An 18,378-nucleotide genomic window follows, 5' to 3' on the forward strand; every position below is an offset into this window, starting at 1 on the left:
GTTATGCCCCTACGTCAGCAAATTGCAATTGGTAGAGCCGGTAGTAGTAGCCACGCCGAGCCAATAGCTCGTCGTGGGTGCCATCTTCGACCACCCGCCCCTTGTGCAGCACGATAATCCGATCCACGTGGCGGATGGTGCTAAGGCGGTGGGCAATAATGATACTGGTACGGTTGCGCATCAAGCGAGCCAAGGCCGCTTGAATCAACGCCTCGGTTTCGGTATCAACACTGCTGGTCGCTTCATCGAGAATCAGCAACACTTCAGGGTTAAACGCAATCGCGCGGGCAAAGGCGAGCAACTGGCGCTGGCCGATCGAGAGATTCGCACCACGTTCACGCACTTCGTACTCGTACCCGCCGGGCAGCCGTTCAATGAAGCGGTGCGCACCGACCAGCTCGGCGGCGGCGCGCACCTGCTCATCGCTGATCGCGTTGTTGTGCAGGCGAATATTGCTGGCAATTGTCCCGCTGAAACAGATCGGGTCTTGGGGCACGGCGGCGATATGGCGGCGCAACTCGGTTTGTGCGAGCTCGCGAATGTCGATGCCGTCGAGCATAATGCTCCCGGCTTGCACATCGTAGAAACGCGCCAGCAGGCCAACCAGCGAACTCTTGCCGGCGCCGGTCGCGCCGACGATTGCGACCGATTGGCCGGCAGGAATATGTAAGTTGATCCCGCGCAGCACCGGTTCCGCCGGATCGTAGCCGAACACCACATTGCGCAGCTCGATTTCGCCGCGCACCGGCGTGGGCAGCGCACGGGGATGGGCCGGATCGCGCACTTCGGCTTGAGTATCAAGGACGGCAAAGATACGCTCGGCGGAAGCCATCGCCGATTGCAGGATGGTATACCGCTCAGCGAGATTGCGAATCGGCTGAAACGCGCGCTCAAGGTACTGGATAAAGGCCGCCAGCATACCAAGCGATGCCCAACCGGCCAGTACGCCGTTGCCGCCGCCCCACAGCAGCGCCGCAGTGCCGATCGCCGCTAGCAAGTTGACCGAGGGGATAAAGATGGCAAAGATCAAGACTGAGCGAATGTTGGCTTGCATATAATCGTCGCTCAGACGGGCAAACGCAACGCGACTGCGCCCTTCACCGTTAAAGAGCTGCGTCACAAGCATGCCGCTGATCTGTTCACTGAGGAAAGCGTTGATTCGGGCCAATCGCTGCCGCACCAGCCGGTAGGCCGAGCGCATCAACCGCTGGTAGATCGCAACGATCACCACCAGCACCGGCAAGGTGGCGATGCTGATCAAGGCCAACCGCCAATTGAGCACAAACATCACCACGATAATGCCAATCAAGGTGAGCAGATCAGCCACGATCATCACTACCCCTTGGGTGAGAAACTCGTTGAGCGCATCGACATCGTTCGTGATGCGGGTGATCAAGCGGCCCACCGGGTTGCGGTTAAAGAACGACAGGCTCATGTGCTGAATGTGGCGAAAAATTGCCACCCGCAAGTCTTTCATCACCTGCTGACCAACGCTGTTGATAAAGTAGGAATGGCTATAACGAAAGGCGAAATTAGCCAACAGTGCGCTAAGAAAAGCGACGAAATAGGGCCAGACGCCATCAACCGCACCGGCGCTGATTGGGCCGTCAATCGCCTGCTGAACGAGCAACGGTGGCAGCAGATCGGTCAAAATCGCACCGATCAACAACCCAATGGCAACGCTCAACCGGCCCCAGTACGGGATCACGTAACCGGCCAAGCGGCGCACCAGTCGGCCATCGTAGGCTTTGCCAAGGATGGTATCGTCATCAAACCCGTGTGACATGAGCAACTCCGATATGTATTTCGTAGTCGTAAGGATACAGCGGCACTGTATCCCTACTCTTCGCGTTCGAGTTCAGCGGCGAGCAACTCACGGCGATACATTGCGGCGTAGCGACCGTTCAGCGCCAACAACGCCTGATGCGAACCCTGTTCAACAATCCGGCCCTCATCGAGCACAATAATCTGATCGGCGTCGCGCACGGTGGCGATCCGTTGGGCGATGATAATGGTGGTGCGTCCGGCCATCTCGGCGCGCAAATCGGCCAGAATTTGGGCCGCAGTATGGGTATCGACACTGCTCAGCGCATCGTCAAGAATGAGAATACGCGGATCGCGCATCAGAGCACGGGCAATCGCTACCCGCTGCTTTTGGCCACCCGACAACGTCACGCCACGTTCACCAACCATCGTCTCCAAGCCGCCGGGAAACTGGTCGAGATCGTTTACAAGGCGCGACACGGTAATCACGTGTTCCAGCCGGGCAGGATCGATCGTCTCGACGCCGAAGCCAACATTCTCGCGCAGTGGGATGCTGAACAGAAAACTCTCTTGTGGCACATAACCAATCATGCGGCGCAAAGCGGCCAGATCCAACTCACGCACATCAACACCATCAACCAACACCTGACCCACATCTGGATCCCGTACCCGGCCTAGCAGATGTACCAGCGTCGTCTTGCCGGCACCGGTCGCGCCGACGATGGCCAGCGTTTTGCCGGCAGGCACGGTAAACGACAGATCGCGCAATAACCAGCGATCGGCGGAGTGATCGGCGCGAATGCCCACCTTGCGGAACTCGATCGCGCCATGACCGGCGGGCTGGCGCGGCGCAGGAGGCGACGCAATCGTCGGTTGGCGACGTAACACCTCACCGAGCCGTTCGAGCGAGGCGATCGCCTGCTGCGACAGATTGACCATCCAACCCAGAATGATCATCGGGAAGGCCAGCAGCGCCAAATAGGCATTAAACTGCACCAACTCGCCGATCGTCAACGTCCCGGCAGCCACCATCCGCCCGCCCACCAACAAGATCAGCGCGGCAATCAGGCCAAGGCAAAGGGTCATTGCCGGCCACAACAGGCCAGAGAGCAGCACATAGCGCAGATTAAGATCGCGGTACCGTTCGTTATCGGCAGTAAAGACGGCAACTTCAGCCTCTTCTTGGGCAAAGGCTTTAATCGTGCGAATGCCGGCAAAATTCTCTTGGGCGCGGGTTGACAGCACCCCAAACTGATCTTGCACCCGGTGAAAGATCTGGCGCATACGGCTGCCAATCGCGACAAAGACAACAGTCGCGATCGGCAACAGCAAGATAACAATCAACGCTAGCAATGGTTGGACAACCAGCATCAGCACCGCCGCGGCCAGAAAGGTCAGCAACGCCGTCGCCGCGCCATTGAGGCCGGGGCCGAGAAACTGGCGCACGGCGCTGAGATCGTTGGTCATACGAGCCATCAAATCGCCAGTGTAGTGCTGATGGTAAAACGCCTGATCAAGACTGAGCAAGCGGTCAAACAGATCGGCGCGCAGATCGTTCTCGATGTAGTACGAAGTGACGGCAATCAACATCCGTTGGGCGAATTTCATCACTCCATCGACAACAGCCAGACCAATCAACGCACCGCCGAACCAAAGCAACTGCTGCGAGGAGAGATGGCCACTGGCGACACTATCCACCGCTATGCGCAAGACAAGCGGAGCAAGCGCGCTTACCGCTGCGCCGAGCGCGGCAACCAGCCCGCCGAGCAGCAGCCGGCGGCGGTAACGGCGCAGATAAGGAAACAGCAGGCGCAGATGAGTCATAGCAACTCCTGACAAAGCAAATATCGCCCTTGCAGTATAAAAGATTGCCAACCGGGTGTCGTCAGTCGCAAGGTGGAAGCGAGTTGCGCTACGCCACGCAAATCGCAACCTACAATTGTCTTTTTTCTTAAAAGCAACGGATTGACATTTTTCGTTGACTTCTATATAATTTAAGCAACACACCACTGATGCATGGTCTTCACCAAACGCCGCTGAGGGGCGCAGAGGAGAGCGGAAGCGTTGTGGAAGACTGGCCGGGTGTCAAAGGAAGTCGTGTTGGTAGCAGAAAAGTGGAGGTTCGCCCATGCGCGACGATGACGATCTGGTTCCACCGAAATGGCGTTCTCTGTTCAACAACCAAGACTGGCTGTTGCATGACATCGTGGTGAAGTCGTTCTACGGCTTCGGCGCCATCGCGGTGGTCGCGCACTTGCTGGTCTATCTGTGGAAGCCGTGGCTCCCCTAAGCAATGGCCTATAGTGTGAGGAGGAACAATTCATGCAGCCTCGCAGCCCGGTGCGGACGAATATCGTCATTTTCACCATTCTCGGTTTTGTGGTAGCGTTGCTCATTCACTTCATCGTGCTGAGCAGCCCAGAGTACAACTGGCTGTCGGATTCAGGCGGCGCTCTGTTGCTGAGCACAGCGCGTGCGCTGTTCGGGATCTGATCGATGGCGGGCCGGCCACGGCTCGCGTGAGACGGCAACCGCCAGCAGAGACGCTGCTGGCGGTTGTTGTTCGTAAGCAGCAAGGAATCTACGCTTTTTTTGCACATAGATAAAAAATTGACCTTCTGAACCAATTCGTGTATACTTAAGATCAGGCACGAAGTGACAGGCGGCGTAGCCCTTCCGCCGCGATCTCACGTTTGCATCGGCGCCGGCATCGTCGGGCAGCCGATCTGGAGCAGGAGAGACCCATGCAATCGTCACGACCAAGTGATCGGCAATTGGCGATCGTTGTCTCGGTGGCGGTGGGAATTATTGTTGCAGTCATTACCACAGCCACCTTCTGGTGGGTCTACGATCTGACATTGGGCCGCGCACAACGGGTAGCGGCACAATTAGCGGGCGTACGCTGGAGTCCGAGCGACGGCATTAAGGTAATCACAGAATCGCAACCAGTTACCCCCACCGATGGGCGGCAGAATTGGTTGGGCCAGCAAGCATGGACGGAAGGTGTACAAGCTGGCCAAGCTTGGGTCCAGCAGTATCCTAACACCGTAAACGTACAGGTGCTGGTCGGCATGAGTTCAGCGCAGATCTGGACGTACATGCAACAGTATGTATCTGGCGCGCTTGGTGTAGGCTGCCAATATTGCCACAACATTAACAACTTTGCTAGCGATGAGTATCCTCAAAAGATAGCAGCGCGCAACATGCTGCGGCTCGTTCGTGATGTCAACGCCGAGTTTATTGTCAATTTGCCCAACTGGAAGGGCAACTACGTGCAGTGCGCCACCTGCCATAACAATGCACCCAACAATCTTGAGAGCTTTGGCGCACAGTTTATCAATTCGGTTCCACCGATTAAGGTAACGGTTGATCCGCTCGATGCAAACGGCCAAGCGATCCTTGATCCCGCGCTCAAACCGGAAGCCATCCGTGATCAGGTGCTGCTCAAGGATGCGGTTCTTTACTACATCTATAACTATCAGGTCTGGAAACCGTTCGATCCGGCAGTTCCCGACAGCGGACGAGGATCGCTGGCGTTGACCTACGATGGCGGCCGAACGCAGGATCAGGTGACGATCAACCAGAACGTGATGAATTATCAATCTTGGTCGCTCGGAGTCGGTTGTACCTTCTGCCACAATTCGCGCAACTTTGTTGCCTATGAGCTGAATCCGGCCGGCGATAATGTGCTTAATCCGGCCTACGCTTACAACAAGTTGAAGGCGCAGCGCATGCTGTTGCTGACCACATGGCTGGCTGAAAATTGGACGAAGTATGGCGCGATCGGCAAGCCGGAAGTGCCAACTGGCCGCGACGCTGCCAGCCGCTATTCGTACCAACGGCTTGGCGACGGGCAGGTTTACAATGTGCCCGGCTGCTATACCTGCCACCGCGGCAACAGTATTCCGCTGGCCTCGATCAATCAAGCAGACATTCCCAACAACGATGCTGGCGTGGTGATTTTGCCACCGCAGATCCGCGGACGTTGACAGTATGTGCCGGGGGCATTGGTAAGCTCCCGGCGATCCTACTTTGCGATGGGTTGACGCGAAGACGCAACGGCGCACAAGTTGCGCATGCTGGCTACTGCTGGTATGCAAGCTACGGTATTGGTGATCGACATCGCTAGCCGCGGCTTCTGAACTAGAGAGCACTCGTTATGAGCGACATGAGCGACCGCACCGGATTGAATCCTCCACCGTCGCTGCCACTAACTGATCAGCCCCAACCGCGCTATGCGTGGTTCACCCGTTCCATCCAATTAATGAAGCCGGTCACGTGGTTTGCACCGACGTGGGCGTTTATGTGCGGCGCGATTGCGAGCGGCGCGCTCGGATGGAACGAGTCGATCGGGCGCTTGCTGCTCGGTATGTTTATGGCTGGGCCGGTGTTGTGTGGCTTGTCGCAGGTCGTGAATGATTATGCCGACCGCGAGGTCGATGCGATTAACGAGCCACACCGGTTGATCCCCTCGGGCAAAGTCTCGCTGCGCCATGTCTATATTCTGACTGCCATCTTGACGTGGATCGGGGCAAGCATTGCGCTCTTCCTTGGCCGGAACGTGGCGTTCTTTGTCGCTCTCGGCTTGATCTTTGCGCTGGCCTATAGCCTGCGCCCGGTGCGCGGCAAGCGAAATGGCTGGATCGGGAACGCACTGGTGGCGATCTCATACGAAGGGTTAGCATGGATGGCTGGGCATGCCGCGTTTGCTCCGCTGACCGGTGAGAGCGTAACGATTGCGCTGCTCTATTCGCTCGGCGCGCACGGGATTATGACAGTCAATGATTTCAAGAGCATCAAAGGCGATACCCTGATGGGTATCCGCTCGATTCCGGTGCAGTATGGCAAGGTGATGGCGGCGCGCATGGTGGTGACGACGATGGGCGTAGCCCAGATCGCGGTGATTGGGTTGCTCTACCATTGGGGTCACCCGGTGGCAGCTACCGTGGTCTTGATCTTGCTGGCGGCACAAAGCATTCCGAACGCGCGCTTTATCCGTGATCCCGAAAACAATGAGGTCTTTTTCAACGCCACCGCGATTATGCTCTACGTCTGGGGCATGTTGGCGGCGGCGATCGGTCTGGCGGCGTGATGGGCGTAAGCCCCTAGAAGTGTGATGTTGATGGCACCACGAGTTCTCGTCGTTGGCGCATCGGTCGGCGGAGCGACCGCAGCAATTACGCTGCGGTCGTTCGGTATTGAAACCATCATGATCGAGAAGGAGTTGGTGAAGGCTAAACCATGCGGCGGCGCAGTGCCGCCGGCAGCCTTTCACGAATTTGATTTACCAACCAGCTTGATCGACCGCAAGGTGCGCCAGTGTCTGATTGTATCCCCCTCTGGTCAAGAGACTCACGTGCCGGTGGCGGGGACGGTTCCGAGTGACGATGATTATGTCGCGATGGTGCGGCGCGAGGTGTTCGATAGCTTTTTGCGCCAGCGCGCCCAAGAACGCGGCGCTGAACTGATCCACGCCCAGTTGACCGGTTTGCGGGTTGACCGGCGCGGGGTAGAGGCGACGTACCGTACCCCAACGGGCCACGAGGGTTCGGTGTGGGCCGACGTCGTGATCGGGGCCGACGGCGCGTACTCGCCAACGGCTAAATTCCTTGGCCTGCCCAACTTGCCGCGGGCAGTGGCAATGCAAGAGCGAATTAAGTTGCCGCCCGACAAGATGGCGCGCTGGGAAGAGACGGCTGACCTGTACCTTGGCCGCGAAGTCAGCCCCGACCTGTACGCATGGGCCTTCCCCAAACGCGACCACATCGCAGTCGGCATTGGCGCTGGCCCCGGCCACGGCTCAGCAGCCAAGCAGTTGCTGGCCAATCTCAAACGGCGGCTGGGCCCGGCCCTCGATGGCGGGCAGGTGATTCTGCGCGAGGCCCACGCCCTGCCGATGGAACCGCGCCCACATATGGCTTTTGACCGGGCAATGCTGATTGGCGACGCGGCCGGACTAGTGGTGCATACCTCTGGTGAAGGCATCTATTGGGCAATGAAGAGCGGGCAGATGGCGGCGCAAACGCTGGCCGAGTATCTCGATGTGCCGAGCGCGGCCAATTTGCGCCACTACGAACGGCGCTGGTGGAAGCAGTACGGCACGATGTACCGCTTCCTGCGCTTTTTGCAGATCTGGGGCTATGGCAACGAGCGGCAGATGGAGGTCTTTACCGAAATGTGCCGCAATTACGATGTGCAACGACTCACCTTCGACAGCTATATGCACAAGAAGATGGCCCCGGCGCCGTGGCTGGCCCAGTTGCGCATGACCGCCGAGATTATTGCCAGCGAGGTGCGCAATTATGTCCGCCCACGCACACCGTTACGCGAACAGCTCGGTTTGATGGTGGTTGAAAAGGCACGGGCCATGGCGGCTGACGAGGCGATAGCGGCCAATTCAGCCAAATAGCGCGCTACCATCTCGCTACCGCCGAACAGGCAAGGTAGCGCGATTTTTTCATTGGGCGCGTGCAGGTTGTCGTCGGGTAGGCCAAAACCGGTGATGATTAACGGCGCGCACAGGTATGTCTGAAATGTCGCCGCAATCGGCAAGGTGCCACCGTCAATGGTAAACGTTGCCGGATTGTCAAAGGCGGCGGTGAAGGCATCTGAAGCGGCTTGTACAGCGGGGTGGCGATAATCAACCAGCACCGGATGCGAGGTGCTCAGCACTTCAACGCTTAACGTGACGCTCGGTGGCGCGAGCCGCTGCAAAAACGCATGCACGAGTTCGGCAATCTCATGCGGGGCTTGCAGGGGAACCAGTCGCATTGAGAGCTTGGCTGTCGCTTGGGCTGGATCACCGTCTTCTTCCCCGGCCCGGTAAAGCCGCCGCCAATGCCGTGAATGTCGAGCGTCGGGCGGATGCTGGCCCGTTCGAGCACGGCACATTCGGTCTCGCCAGACAATGCCGGCGTGCCGGTCAACGCCAGCCATGCCTGCTCGCTCACCGGCAGTTGGGTGATCAATGCGCATTCGGCGTCATCAACCTCACGAACGTTGTGGTAAAAGCCGGACACTAACACGCGCCCCGTGTCACCGTCTTGCAGAGCAGTCAGTAGGCGCACCAGTACATTGAATGGATTGTCTACCACCCCGCCAAAGGTACCCGAATGGAGATCGGTCGCCAGTCTGCGCATGGTCACTTCGAGATAGCAGTTGCCGCGCGTGCCGTAAAGAATGAGCGGCTATTGCGGGCTGAGCATCATCGAGTCGACGAACAGAACGGCATCACAATGCAGCCGCCCGGCAGCCGCAACGACAAAGTGGTGGAGCGCGGTGCTGGAAACTTCCTCTTCGCCTTCGATGAGCAGCTTAACGTTGACCGGCAACCGGCCACTCGTTTGCAACCACGCTACGAGCGCGGCCATCACGGCCATCACCTGCCCTTTATTGTCAGAGGCGCTGCGGACGTAGAGGTCATCGCCGATGATGATTGGGGTGAAAGGCGGCGTGCGCCATTCGGCGAGAGGATCGGCGGGCTGAACGTCGTAATGGCCGTAGATGAGCAGAGTTGGCACCGCCTCAGCGCCAAGTCATTCGCCGTAGACAGTGGGTAGACCACCCTCAGCTATGATCTCAGTGTAGCGCATGCCAATCTGGCGGAGATAGGCGGCTAGCTATTCGGCGGCCTGCACTATATCGGCCTGATGAGCCGGATCTAGGCTCACGCTGGGAATGCTGAGGAATGCGCACAGCGCCTCAACGTTGGCGAGCACGGTGTTCGGCGAGATAGGCGAGAGCGGCAGGTAACGCGGTCACTGTGCTTCTCCTCTCAGGTACTCAACAATACTGCTCGGTTGGCTGGGAGCGTTAATCACGTTGATGATCGCCAGCAACTCGCTCGCGAAGACGCGGCAGAGGGTGGGAGCGAGCTGATCAAGCTGGCGCACCAGCTCACCATACCCGCCCAAGGAGCAGACCAATTCGCCGTAGCCGGTGAGGCGAGCGTCGTGCTGGCCATCGCCTATTCAACCCAACGTGGCTATTGCGCATACAGAGGCAACAACTGCTTAAAGGCAGCCACGCGGGCCGGATCAGCGAGATCGAGCCGGATTCCGGCTGGATCGAGCGGGCCACCGATAACATAGCCGGAGAGGATCCACGTAAGGCTGTGGATGATGAGGCGAAGATTGGGAACAGCCGGCGCGATCGCGCTGGCAGTCTGCGCTCGTTGCCACAGATCGAGCGCCAGCGTAGAGAGCGGCAGCGAAACCTCAACCTCAATCGTCGCCAACGAGTCGTCTTGTTGCAGCCACCGCTGTAACCAAAAACGGCGCAATTCAAGGTAGGGCAAGGACAGATCGACGAGGGCATCAATGATGAACACGTGTTCGCGCTTGACCAAGCGACCCAAGACGGCGCGATACCGATCGAATGTACTACCGCAATGACTATGAATTGGCACGACCGAGCGACTGGTGGCAGTTGCTAGTGTTCGCATCGAGATGCAATGATAACCATCACCGGCAAGCAGCGCGGTCGCCGCAGCCATCATCCGCCCGGCGCTGCTCTCAATTGGGTTCAACGTCTGCCATTGCTGAGCATCTCCGGGCAGGATAAACGATAACGCAAGACCACACTACGTCACGCTAGCCCAACCACGCCTCCCGCAACAGGCGCTCATCCGGCGATGACAGCATGCCAGCGTGAGCGTTCGTTCGTTGCTTCCGCACCATTGCGTTGCGCCATGTCATCAATCGTTCGATGGAATGATGTTAGTATGAAGAGCAGGCAGGGGCGCGTCAAGAGGCGATACCTGAGAAATGCCACAGGCGTACAGCAGCGCTATACGCCTGTGGTTTACGCTCACTTACGACTGAGATTTACGGTTGCGCCACTTGCAACGTACCCGACATCCCGGCGGTAAAGTGGCCTTCGATGCCGCAGAGAAATTGATATTGGCCGATCTGTTCAGGTGCGGTGAACGTAACCGTTGTCGTTTCACCGGGTTTCACTTCAATTTCCCAATAGATATTTTCTTCATCTTCATCACCAAAATTCTCGCCAACGTTTGTACCATATTTCATAATTACAAATTCATGCTCTATTGCACCTTTATTAGTAATGTTGAGAGTAATCTCTTTCCCCGGCGGAATAATGAAGGTGTTTGGTTCATACTTATAATCGGTCATAACAACATCGATCACCGTTGCCGGCGCTTGGCGACGGCCACAAGCGGTCAGCGAAATCATCGCGAGCACTAACGCGAGTAACACCAGCCCGACTTTGTTCATTGTCCTCTCCTTGAGAAAACGATGCCAATCATTGGCGTCAATTGTGGAGGTTACGGCAATCGTCAATCCGACCTTTGAAACCCGTGATCAATTTAGCGAGGGCATAGATATTCCTCACCGCACAGTGATCCTGTCCCTCCTTGCTAGGTAGCGACTGGGGTGAATCGCATGCAAAATTCGATGAAAGAACATCATCCTTCATCGCTTAGGAATGGTTGCCCCTCATTCCCTACACAGCATATTTGGTTTTCCTCATCAGGAACCGATATAGTGAATATACATCAATCCATTTCGATTGTCAAGTGTTATCTGAATATACAAATATCTGAATATATCAAAATGATTTCATATCGTAACCACCGGCCAGCAACAGGGCGCGCGTCCGTCTGTCATTGCGAGGAAGCGGCGGCCCCCAGCCGCGCTGAGGAGCACTCGACCGCAGCGATCTCCCTCTTCAGGGGAATGGGTCGCTGTGCGGATATACCCCATCCTCGCGGGAGATTGCCTCGCTACAGGGCAGGGCTGCGCGCTGCCCTCGTAGCGAAGCATGACAGCGGGGGAGCGGGGGCACACAATGACAGAATTCAACGCGAAGAGCGCAACGCCACGGAGTTTATCCGGGGCGTCGCGCCCTGCCCCTCTTATCGGATCAGCGCAACGTCATACCTCATCACCAAGGAAGGGGTACAACATCCGACCGGTCAGATCGTTATGGCTACCGATGGCGTAGGGTGGCCGGTAATCTTCCAGCACGCGGATGTAGTTCGCCCGCTCGAAAGCTGCCGGTTCGGCGACCGCGCGCTGGCTCATACTACCGCGCAACTGCTCGATCGACTCGTATTCGTGTTCGGTCAGCCACAACTCTATATCGCGCAGCACGTTGCGCACAATATCAGGGGCGCGCCCGCGCAGCAACGCCGAGGCCATGGTGGCTACGCTCGCCCCCGCCATCAATCCTTTGAGGGCATCGATAGCGCTATGCACGCCGCTGCTAATAGCGAACTCGACCGGAATGCGCCCGTAGAGCAGCGCAATCCAGCGCAAGGGCAAGCGTAGATCGCCTGACGTGCTCAGTTGCAGATTGGGCCGCACCGAGAGCTGTTCAAGGTCAAGATCAGGCTGGTAAAAGCGGTTGAACAGCACCAGTGCATTCGCGCCGGCCTCCATCAAGCGCCACGCAAAATTGGGGAGGGCGGTGAAGTAGGGACCAATCTTCACCGCCAGCGGGATGCTGATCTCGGCGCGCACCGCGCGCACCAGCTCGATGTAGATGTTTTCGAGTTCGGAGCTGGTGATGTTGGTGTCAATCGGCAAAAAATAGATATTCAGTTCGAGAGCATCAGCCCCGGCCTCTTGGATGAGACGCGCGTAATGCACCCAGCCACCTACCGAAACGCCATTGAGGCTCCCGATCACCGGAATGCTCAGCGCCTTCTTCAAGGCCACGACCTGCTCGAGATAGCGTTCAGGACCAACACTGTACACACCGTGTTCGGGTAAGTAGCTGAGCGCCTCGGCGAAACTCTCGGCCCCATGGCTGAGCATCCGATCGAGTTCGAGACTGTTGTGAATGATCTGCTCTTCAAAGAGCGAATACATCACGATCGCGCCCAACCCGGCCTCTTCGAGCTGGCGAGCCAACTCGACATCACGGCTAACAGGTGATGCGGCAGCGACCAGCGGCGATCGGAGCCGCATCCCCAGATACGTGGTACTCAGATCGATCATCGCAGCCCCTCCTTCGTCTCGACAGCCAGCTCATTGGCCATCCATTGCAGATGCGCCCACTTCAGCGCCACTTGCCGGCGCAAGCTATTGAGCAATTGCTCGTAGCGGGCCGGGTTGGCTTGTTGCAGCATCTGGAAGCGACCCTCGCCGCGCACATAGATTTCGGGATCGATGCTAGGGGCCTTCGAGTCGATGGTCAGCGGCGAACCTTCATGAATTGCCGGGTTGTAGCGGTAGAGCGGCCAAATGCCCGATTCAACCGCCAACCGCTGCTGTTCAAGCCCGCGGCGCAGGTCGTAGCCATGGGCAATGCAGTGGCTGTAGGCAATGATCAGCGAAACGCCGGGATAGGCTTCGGCCTCTTGGAAGGCGCGCAAGGTTTGCACATCGTCAGCGCCAAACGCAACCCGCGCTACGTAGACATCGCCATAAGTCATTGCAATCTGGGCCAAATCTTTCTTGACCCCGCCTTTACCGCTGGCGGCAAACTTAGCCACTGCGCCAGTTGGCGTTGATTTGCTGGCCTGCCCGCCGGTATTGGAATAGACCTCGGTATCGAGCACGAGAATATTGACATCGCGGCCAGAAGCAAATACGTGGTCGAGACCGCCGAAACCGATGTCGTAGGCCCAGCCGTCGCCACCAACGATCCAGATGCTGCGTTTGATGAGGACATCGGCCAGCGCCAACAGGTCGCGCATCTGAGCCGCTTCGGGCAGGTTATCGGCCAGCAGCTCACGCAGGCGCTGTTTGAGGATCGCCACCCGCTCGCGCTGCTCGCGGATACCGGCTTCGGTATGCTGATCGGCGCGGAGCAGGTCTTCAACAAACTCGGCGCCAAGAGTGGGGCGCAGCCGGTTGAGCAGCATACGGGCATGTTCAAGCTGCTGGTCAATGCTGAGCCGCATACCAAGACCAAACTCAGCGTTATCCTCAAACAGCGAGTTACACCACGCCGGCCCACGTCCATCGGCATTGACCGTCCACGGTGTAGTCGGCAAGTTTCCACCGTAGATCGACGAACAACCGGTGGCGTTCGCGATAATCGCCCGGTCGCCAAAGAGCTGGCTGAGCAACTTGAGGTAGGGTGTCTCGCCGCAGCCGGCGCACGCGCCGGAGAATTCCATCAACGGCACGAACAACTGGGTGTGCTTGACGCTGCCCGCCGGAATGAGGGTGCGATCGACATCAGGCAGGCTGAGGAAGAAATCCCAGTAAGCGGCTTCGCGAGCGCGAATGGGCGGTTGCGGCTGCATATTGATCGCCTTGCGCCCCACCGCGCGTTTATCTTTGACCGGGCACGCCTCGACACAGAGACCACAGCCGGTGCAATCTTCAGGCGCGACTTGCAACGTATAGCGCTGACCGGGAAACTCTTTGAAGCGAGCTGGTGCGCTCTGGAAACCTTCGGGAGCGCCAGCCAGCGCCTCTTCGGGATACACTTTCGCTCGAATGGTCGCGTGCGGACAAACGAAGACGCACTTGTTGCACTGGATGCAGATATTCGGATCCCAGACCGGTATCTCAAGCGCAATATTGCGCTTCTCCCACTTGGTCGTACCGGTGGGGAAGGAGCCATCGATCGGGATGGCGCTCACCGGCAGCTCATCGCCGCGACCGGCGATCATCATGCCAAGCACGTCACGCACAAACTCCGGCGCATTGGACGAAACTGGCGGGCGCATCGGCAAGCCGTTGTCTTCGCTTGGTGGCGGGATTGGCACCTCGTAGAGCCGGTCGAGGGTGCGATCAACGGCGGCCCAGTTTTGCTTGACGACCGCCTCGCCGCGACGGCCATACGTCTTCTTGATCGACTGCTTGATGGCCGCAATCGCGTCTTCGCGCGGCAGCACACCGCTGATCGCGAAGAAGCAGGTCTGCATCACTGTATTAATGCGCCCACGCATGCCGACTTCATTCGCTACTGCGGTCGCGTCGATCACATAGAAGCGCAGATTGAGTTCGCGGATCTTGCGTTGCACGACGGTCGGCAACTGATGCCAGACCTGATCAGGGCCGTAGGGGCTATTGAGCAAAAAGACGCCATTGGGTGCAGCGTATTGCAACACATCAAACCGCTCGAGGAAACTGAAATGATGGCAAGCGACGAACTGAGCTTGACCCTTGCCGATCAGGTATGGCGTCGCCAGCGGCGAGGGACCAAAACGTAGGTGCGAGATCGTCACCGATCCTGACTTCTTCGAGTCGTAGACGAAGTAGCCTTGGGCATAGCGTTCGGCCTCGCCTTCGCTGCTATCGCCGATAATTTTGATGCTATTCTTATTCGCACCGACAGTGCCATCAGCGCCGAGTCCCCAGAAGACACAACGCACCGTACCGGGAGGATCGATGCAGAGGTCGGGATCGTAGCTGAGACTGCTATGGGTCACATCGTCGTTGATACCCACGGTAAACCGCTCTTTGGGCTGCTCTTTGGCCAGCTCGGCGAAGACGGCGGCTGCCATCCCCGGCGTAAACTCCTTCGACGACAACCCGTAACGTCCACCGATTATCGTGATCGGCTGCCCACGCAGCGCATACACCACATCAAGCAAGAGCGGCTCGCCGGAAGCGCCGGGTTCTTTGGTACGGTCGAGCACGGCAATCGCCTTCACAGTCGGCGGCAACACGGCGCGGAAGGCCTCAGCAGCAAAGGGCCGGAAGAGACGCACCTGCACCACACCCACCTTCTCGCCCTGCTGGTTGAGATAGAAGGCGGTCTCGCGAGCAGTTTCACCGCCCGAACCCATCACCACGATCACCCGCTCGGCATCGGGGGCGCCGAAGTAGTCAAACAGGTGATAACGGCGACCGGTGATTTCGGCGAAGCGATCCATCTGGGTTTGCACCACGCTGGGGAAGGCATTGATAATGGGCTGGATGCGCTCGCGGGCCTGAAACGCGACATCGGGATTCTGAGCTGAACCACGCAAGACCGGATGTTCGGGCGAGAGGGCATGGGCGCGTTGCTCATGCACCCACTCATCTTTGATCATCGCCCGGATTTCCGCTTCTTCGAGCAACGTAATCGAGTTCACCTCGTGCGACGTGCGGAAGCCGTCGAAGAAGTGAATCACTGGCAACTTGCCGGCCAACGAGCTCGCATGCGCGATCAGGGCCAAATCCTGCGCCTCCTGCACCGACGCCGAGGCCAGCATGCCAACGCCGGTCATCCGGGCTGCCATCACATCCGATTGATCGCCAAAAATCGACAGCGCCTGCGTGGCAATAGCGCGAGCGGCGACATGAAACACGCCGGGAGTCAACTCGGCGGCCATCTTAAACAGGTTGGGGATCATCAAGAGCAGCCCCTGCGAGGCGGTGAAGGTTGTGATCAGTGCACCCGTCTGCATCGCGCCGTGCAACGCGCCGGCAGCGCCGCCTTCTGACTGCATCTCATATACGGTTGGCACGACTCCCCACAGATTGGTCTTGCCGGCGGCGGCCATTGCATCGGCCTGCTCGCCCATTGGAGTCGAAGGGGTAATCGGATAGATCGCTATCACTTCACTCAGTTGATAGGCAACGTTAGCAACCGCTTCATTGCCATCAAGCGTTACACGCCGTGATCCCATTGCTGCCTCCTTGGCTGTATGCAGGAAAAACACTGCCTGCTCCATTCAGTATAGAAGCAGAGCGGCAACGCTTCAGATGAAACTCAGGCAACCTTCAGTGATAATTGCTTCATTCTGAGACCATTCCGACCGGAAAAGATTCATCGAATTTTTAACTTTAGGGCACCGTTTCTGTCGTTCAGAACGATACGACGTTCTATAATAGGTGCGATTTCGCGTACTACACAAATGGAGTAGCGCATGCAGCGCACAACCCTGATCCTCGAGCGCACCGCCGCTCTGCGGGAGACATTCGGCGTTGAAGCGAGTTGGTGGTCAAGCGCGTTTCTGGCCGATACACAGGCATTAGTGATGCGCATCACCGGCGCTGTCGCCATTGTCACATCAACTATCCACATCACCGCCGAGACCATCGATGGGCCATTCATCGTCATCAGCGGCGACACACCGCACATCCCAGAAACGCGGATCCGCGATACGTTTACCTTGCTCGAGCGCGGATATGATGTGGTGGTCGGGCCATGCGATCGGGGCAGTTGGTACATCTTGGGCCTGCGCCAAGCGAGCCTAGCGACCCACATCCCGCTCAGCGAAGGCGGGTTGCTACCGTGGATTGAACAGATACACCAACGCGGCGTGCGCATCATACAATTGCCGCTCTGGTTCCGGATCGTCCACCCAACTGATCTGGCGACGCTCGCGATCGCGTTACGCACGATGCCGGCTTGGTATGCGCCAGCCACCCGCCATCTGCTCGGCGATAACGAGGGTTCGTTGGCGCGGGAGTGGGGGGCATAGGGGGGTGACAACAGCCATAACTTATGGTATACTCTTTATCGGCGTGCATCAGATGCACGCCAACCTTTTACGTTAGAAGCCTTAGCACTCTCGCCTCACGAGTGCTAACCATCGACCAGCGAGGCAGGACACAGCGATGAGCGGACCTCTGACCGAACGCCGGCAGACGATTCTCAAGCTGGTCATCCAAGAGTTTGTTGACACGGCCACGCCGGTCGCATCCGAGACGTTAGTGCGCAAATATCGTCTGCCCGTCTCGCCAGCGACGGTGCGCAACGATATGGCTGCGCTCGAAGAGTTGGGCTTTCTCACCCACCCGCACACGTCGGGCGGGCGGATCCCGACCGATGCCGGCTATCGCTTTTTCGTCGAAAATCTCATGGAGCGCACGTCGCTGTCGCCCGCCGAGCAGCGTATGATTCGCCACCAATTTTACCAAGTGCGCGGCGAGCTGGATCAGTGGGTACAACTGGCCTGCGCAGTGTTGGCGCGCACCGCGCACAACGCCTCGGTGGCAACCGCGCCGCGCGCCGAGCAGCTCCGCTTCAAGAGCCTTGAGCTGATCGCGATCCACGAGACGATGGTGTTGGCGGTGATGGTCTTCCACAGCGGAATCGTCAAGCAGCAGACGCTGCCGATCGAGCCGGGCCGCACGCCAGAGGATCTGCGCCGCGCCGCCGGCATCGTGAGCGATCTATTGGCTGACACGACCCTGAGCCGGGCCGAAGAGCTCGCGGCGACAGCAACCCTTAACGGCGTCCCGCTCAGCGATTTCGAGCGCGGGCTGGTCGATCTGGTAGTGCGGGCCATGCAGGCGTTTGAAGAGCAAGCGCAAGAGCAAATCTATTCTGATGGCTTGCTCGAAATGCTCAGCCAACCGGAATTTTTGCCGGCAAGCGGGCGCGATGACGCTGAACGCGCGATTGAACGGATGCGCCGCACTCTAGAAATCTTGAAGAGTGGGCGCGGTCTAAGCCCGCTAATCCCGCAGGCGCTCGCTTCGGGTGGCGTGCAGGTGATTATCGGCGGCGAGCATGGCGAAGATGCGATGCGCGACTATAGCGTGATCCTTGCTCGCTATGGCGTCGAGGGTGCGATTGCCGGTGTGCTTGGCGTGATTGGCCCTACCCGGATGGCCTATCCGCGCTCGATCTCGACTGTACGCTATATCGCGTCACTGATGAGCAATTTGTTGGCCGAACTCTATAACGTCAATGCGCGCCCCTCTGAGGTCGAGACCGATCCTCAAGATGATCAGCACGCATAATATCATAATA

Annotated in this window: 17 protein-coding genes; 7 read left to right on the forward strand and 10 right to left on the reverse strand. The window is 58.2% G+C overall.

Annotated elements, in window-relative coordinates; genetic code table 11:
* Position 1: 1 nt before the first annotated feature.
* Both Q1A59_RS15600 and Q1A59_RS15605 read right to left on the reverse strand, forming a co-directional pair.
* Positions 2 to 1,786, reverse strand: coding sequence for an ABC transporter ATP-binding protein (locus tag Q1A59_RS15600; RefSeq protein WP_298400562.1), 1,785 nt, complete (start codon positions 1,784 to 1,786; stop codon positions 2 to 4).
* Positions 1,787 to 1,839: 53 nt separating this feature from the next.
* A complete protein-coding gene (locus Q1A59_RS15605) occupies positions 1,840 to 3,588 on the reverse strand; it encodes an ABC transporter ATP-binding protein (protein WP_298400565.1) in 1,749 nt (582 codons plus the stop codon).
* Between the two features lie 304 nt (positions 3,589 to 3,892).
* Between Q1A59_RS15605 and pufB the strand changes: the two genes are divergently transcribed.
* From pufB to Q1A59_RS15630, 5 genes are all read left to right on the forward strand, one after another.
* Positions 3,893 to 4,054, forward strand: a complete 162-nt coding sequence (gene pufB / locus Q1A59_RS15610) for a light-harvesting antenna LH1, beta subunit (RefSeq protein WP_298400567.1) — start codon at positions 3,893 to 3,895, stop codon at positions 4,052 to 4,054.
* A 32-nt stretch (positions 4,055 to 4,086) separates the two neighbouring features.
* A complete protein-coding gene (pufA, locus tag Q1A59_RS15615; protein ID WP_015941356.1) occupies positions 4,087 to 4,257 on the forward strand; it encodes a light-harvesting protein in 171 nt (56 codons plus the stop codon).
* Between the two features lie 251 nt (positions 4,258 to 4,508).
* Positions 4,509 to 5,753 carry a cytochrome c-554 Puf2C gene (gene puf2C / locus Q1A59_RS15620; protein ID WP_298400575.1) on the forward strand — a complete coding sequence of 415 codons (1,245 nt, stop codon included), beginning with the start codon at positions 4,509 to 4,511 and terminating at the stop codon, positions 5,751 to 5,753.
* Positions 5,754 to 5,923: 170 nt separating this feature from the next.
* The gene (chlG, locus tag Q1A59_RS15625; RefSeq protein WP_298400577.1) at positions 5,924 to 6,856 is read left to right on the forward strand and encodes a chlorophyll synthase ChlG; all 933 of its coding nucleotides are present in this window, start codon (positions 5,924 to 5,926) and stop codon (positions 6,854 to 6,856) included.
* 30 nt (positions 6,857 to 6,886) lie between these two features.
* On the forward strand, positions 6,887 to 8,173 hold the full coding sequence (locus Q1A59_RS15630) for a geranylgeranyl diphosphate reductase (protein WP_298400579.1): 1,287 nt from the start codon (positions 6,887 to 6,889) through the stop codon (positions 8,171 to 8,173).
* On the opposite strand, the gene Q1A59_RS15635 is transcribed toward Q1A59_RS15630, so the two are convergent.
* From Q1A59_RS15635 to nifJ, 8 genes are all read right to left on the reverse strand, one after another.
* Positions 8,065 to 8,535 carry a M20/M25/M40 family metallo-hydrolase gene (locus tag Q1A59_RS15635; RefSeq protein ID WP_298490457.1) on the reverse strand — a complete coding sequence of 157 codons (471 nt, stop codon included), beginning with the start codon at positions 8,533 to 8,535 and terminating at the stop codon, positions 8,065 to 8,067. The genes Q1A59_RS15630 and Q1A59_RS15635 overlap by 109 nt on opposite strands.
* Positions 8,445 to 8,903: a peptidase dimerization domain-containing protein gene (locus tag Q1A59_RS15640; protein WP_299645215.1), complete on the reverse strand. Its 459-nt coding sequence runs from the start codon at positions 8,901 to 8,903 to the stop codon at positions 8,445 to 8,447. Before Q1A59_RS15640 ends, Q1A59_RS15635 begins: the two co-directional genes overlap by 91 nt.
* Positions 8,904 to 8,951: 48 nt before the next feature.
* Positions 8,952 to 9,284: a M20/M25/M40 family metallo-hydrolase gene (locus tag Q1A59_RS15645; RefSeq protein ID WP_298490461.1), complete on the reverse strand. Its 333-nt coding sequence runs from the start codon at positions 9,282 to 9,284 to the stop codon at positions 8,952 to 8,954.
* Between the two features lie 237 nt (positions 9,285 to 9,521).
* Positions 9,522 to 9,656 (reverse strand): hypothetical protein, encoded by a 135-nt coding sequence (locus Q1A59_RS15650; protein ID WP_299645216.1) that lies wholly within the window; start codon positions 9,654 to 9,656, stop codon positions 9,522 to 9,524.
* Positions 9,657 to 9,748: 92 nt separating this feature from the next.
* Positions 9,749 to 10,291, reverse strand: a complete 543-nt coding sequence (locus Q1A59_RS15655) for a TetR/AcrR family transcriptional regulator (RefSeq protein WP_298482249.1) — start codon at positions 10,289 to 10,291, stop codon at positions 9,749 to 9,751.
* A gap of 298 nt (positions 10,292 to 10,589) precedes the next feature.
* Positions 10,590 to 11,000, reverse strand: a complete 411-nt coding sequence (locus tag Q1A59_RS15660) for a cupredoxin domain-containing protein (RefSeq protein WP_298400590.1) — start codon at positions 10,998 to 11,000, stop codon at positions 10,590 to 10,592.
* 660 nt (positions 11,001 to 11,660) lie between these two features.
* Positions 11,661 to 12,728: a dihydroorotate dehydrogenase-like protein gene (locus Q1A59_RS15665; protein ID WP_298400592.1), complete on the reverse strand. Its 1,068-nt coding sequence runs from the start codon at positions 12,726 to 12,728 to the stop codon at positions 11,661 to 11,663.
* Positions 12,725 to 16,303, reverse strand: coding sequence for a pyruvate:ferredoxin (flavodoxin) oxidoreductase (nifJ, locus tag Q1A59_RS15670; protein ID WP_298400594.1), 3,579 nt, complete (start codon positions 16,301 to 16,303; stop codon positions 12,725 to 12,727). The genes Q1A59_RS15665 and nifJ overlap by 4 nt, the downstream gene beginning before the upstream one ends.
* A 240-nt stretch (positions 16,304 to 16,543) precedes the next feature.
* On the opposite strand from nifJ, the gene Q1A59_RS15675 reads away from it, so the two are divergent.
* Complete coding sequence (locus Q1A59_RS15675) at positions 16,544 to 17,101, forward strand: DUF2064 domain-containing protein (RefSeq protein ID WP_298400596.1); 558 nt, start codon at positions 16,544 to 16,546, stop codon at positions 17,099 to 17,101.
* 136 nt (positions 17,102 to 17,237) lie between these two features.
* Complete coding sequence (gene hrcA / locus Q1A59_RS15680; RefSeq protein ID WP_298400598.1) at positions 17,238 to 18,368, forward strand: heat-inducible transcriptional repressor HrcA; 1,131 nt, start codon at positions 17,238 to 17,240, stop codon at positions 18,366 to 18,368.
* Positions 18,369 to 18,378: the final 10 nt, after the last annotated feature.

Origin of the sequence: uncultured Chloroflexus sp. (assembly GCF_937951745.1) — a bacterium.
Taxonomy (GTDB): Bacteria; Chloroflexota; Chloroflexia; order Chloroflexales; family Chloroflexaceae; genus Chloroflexus.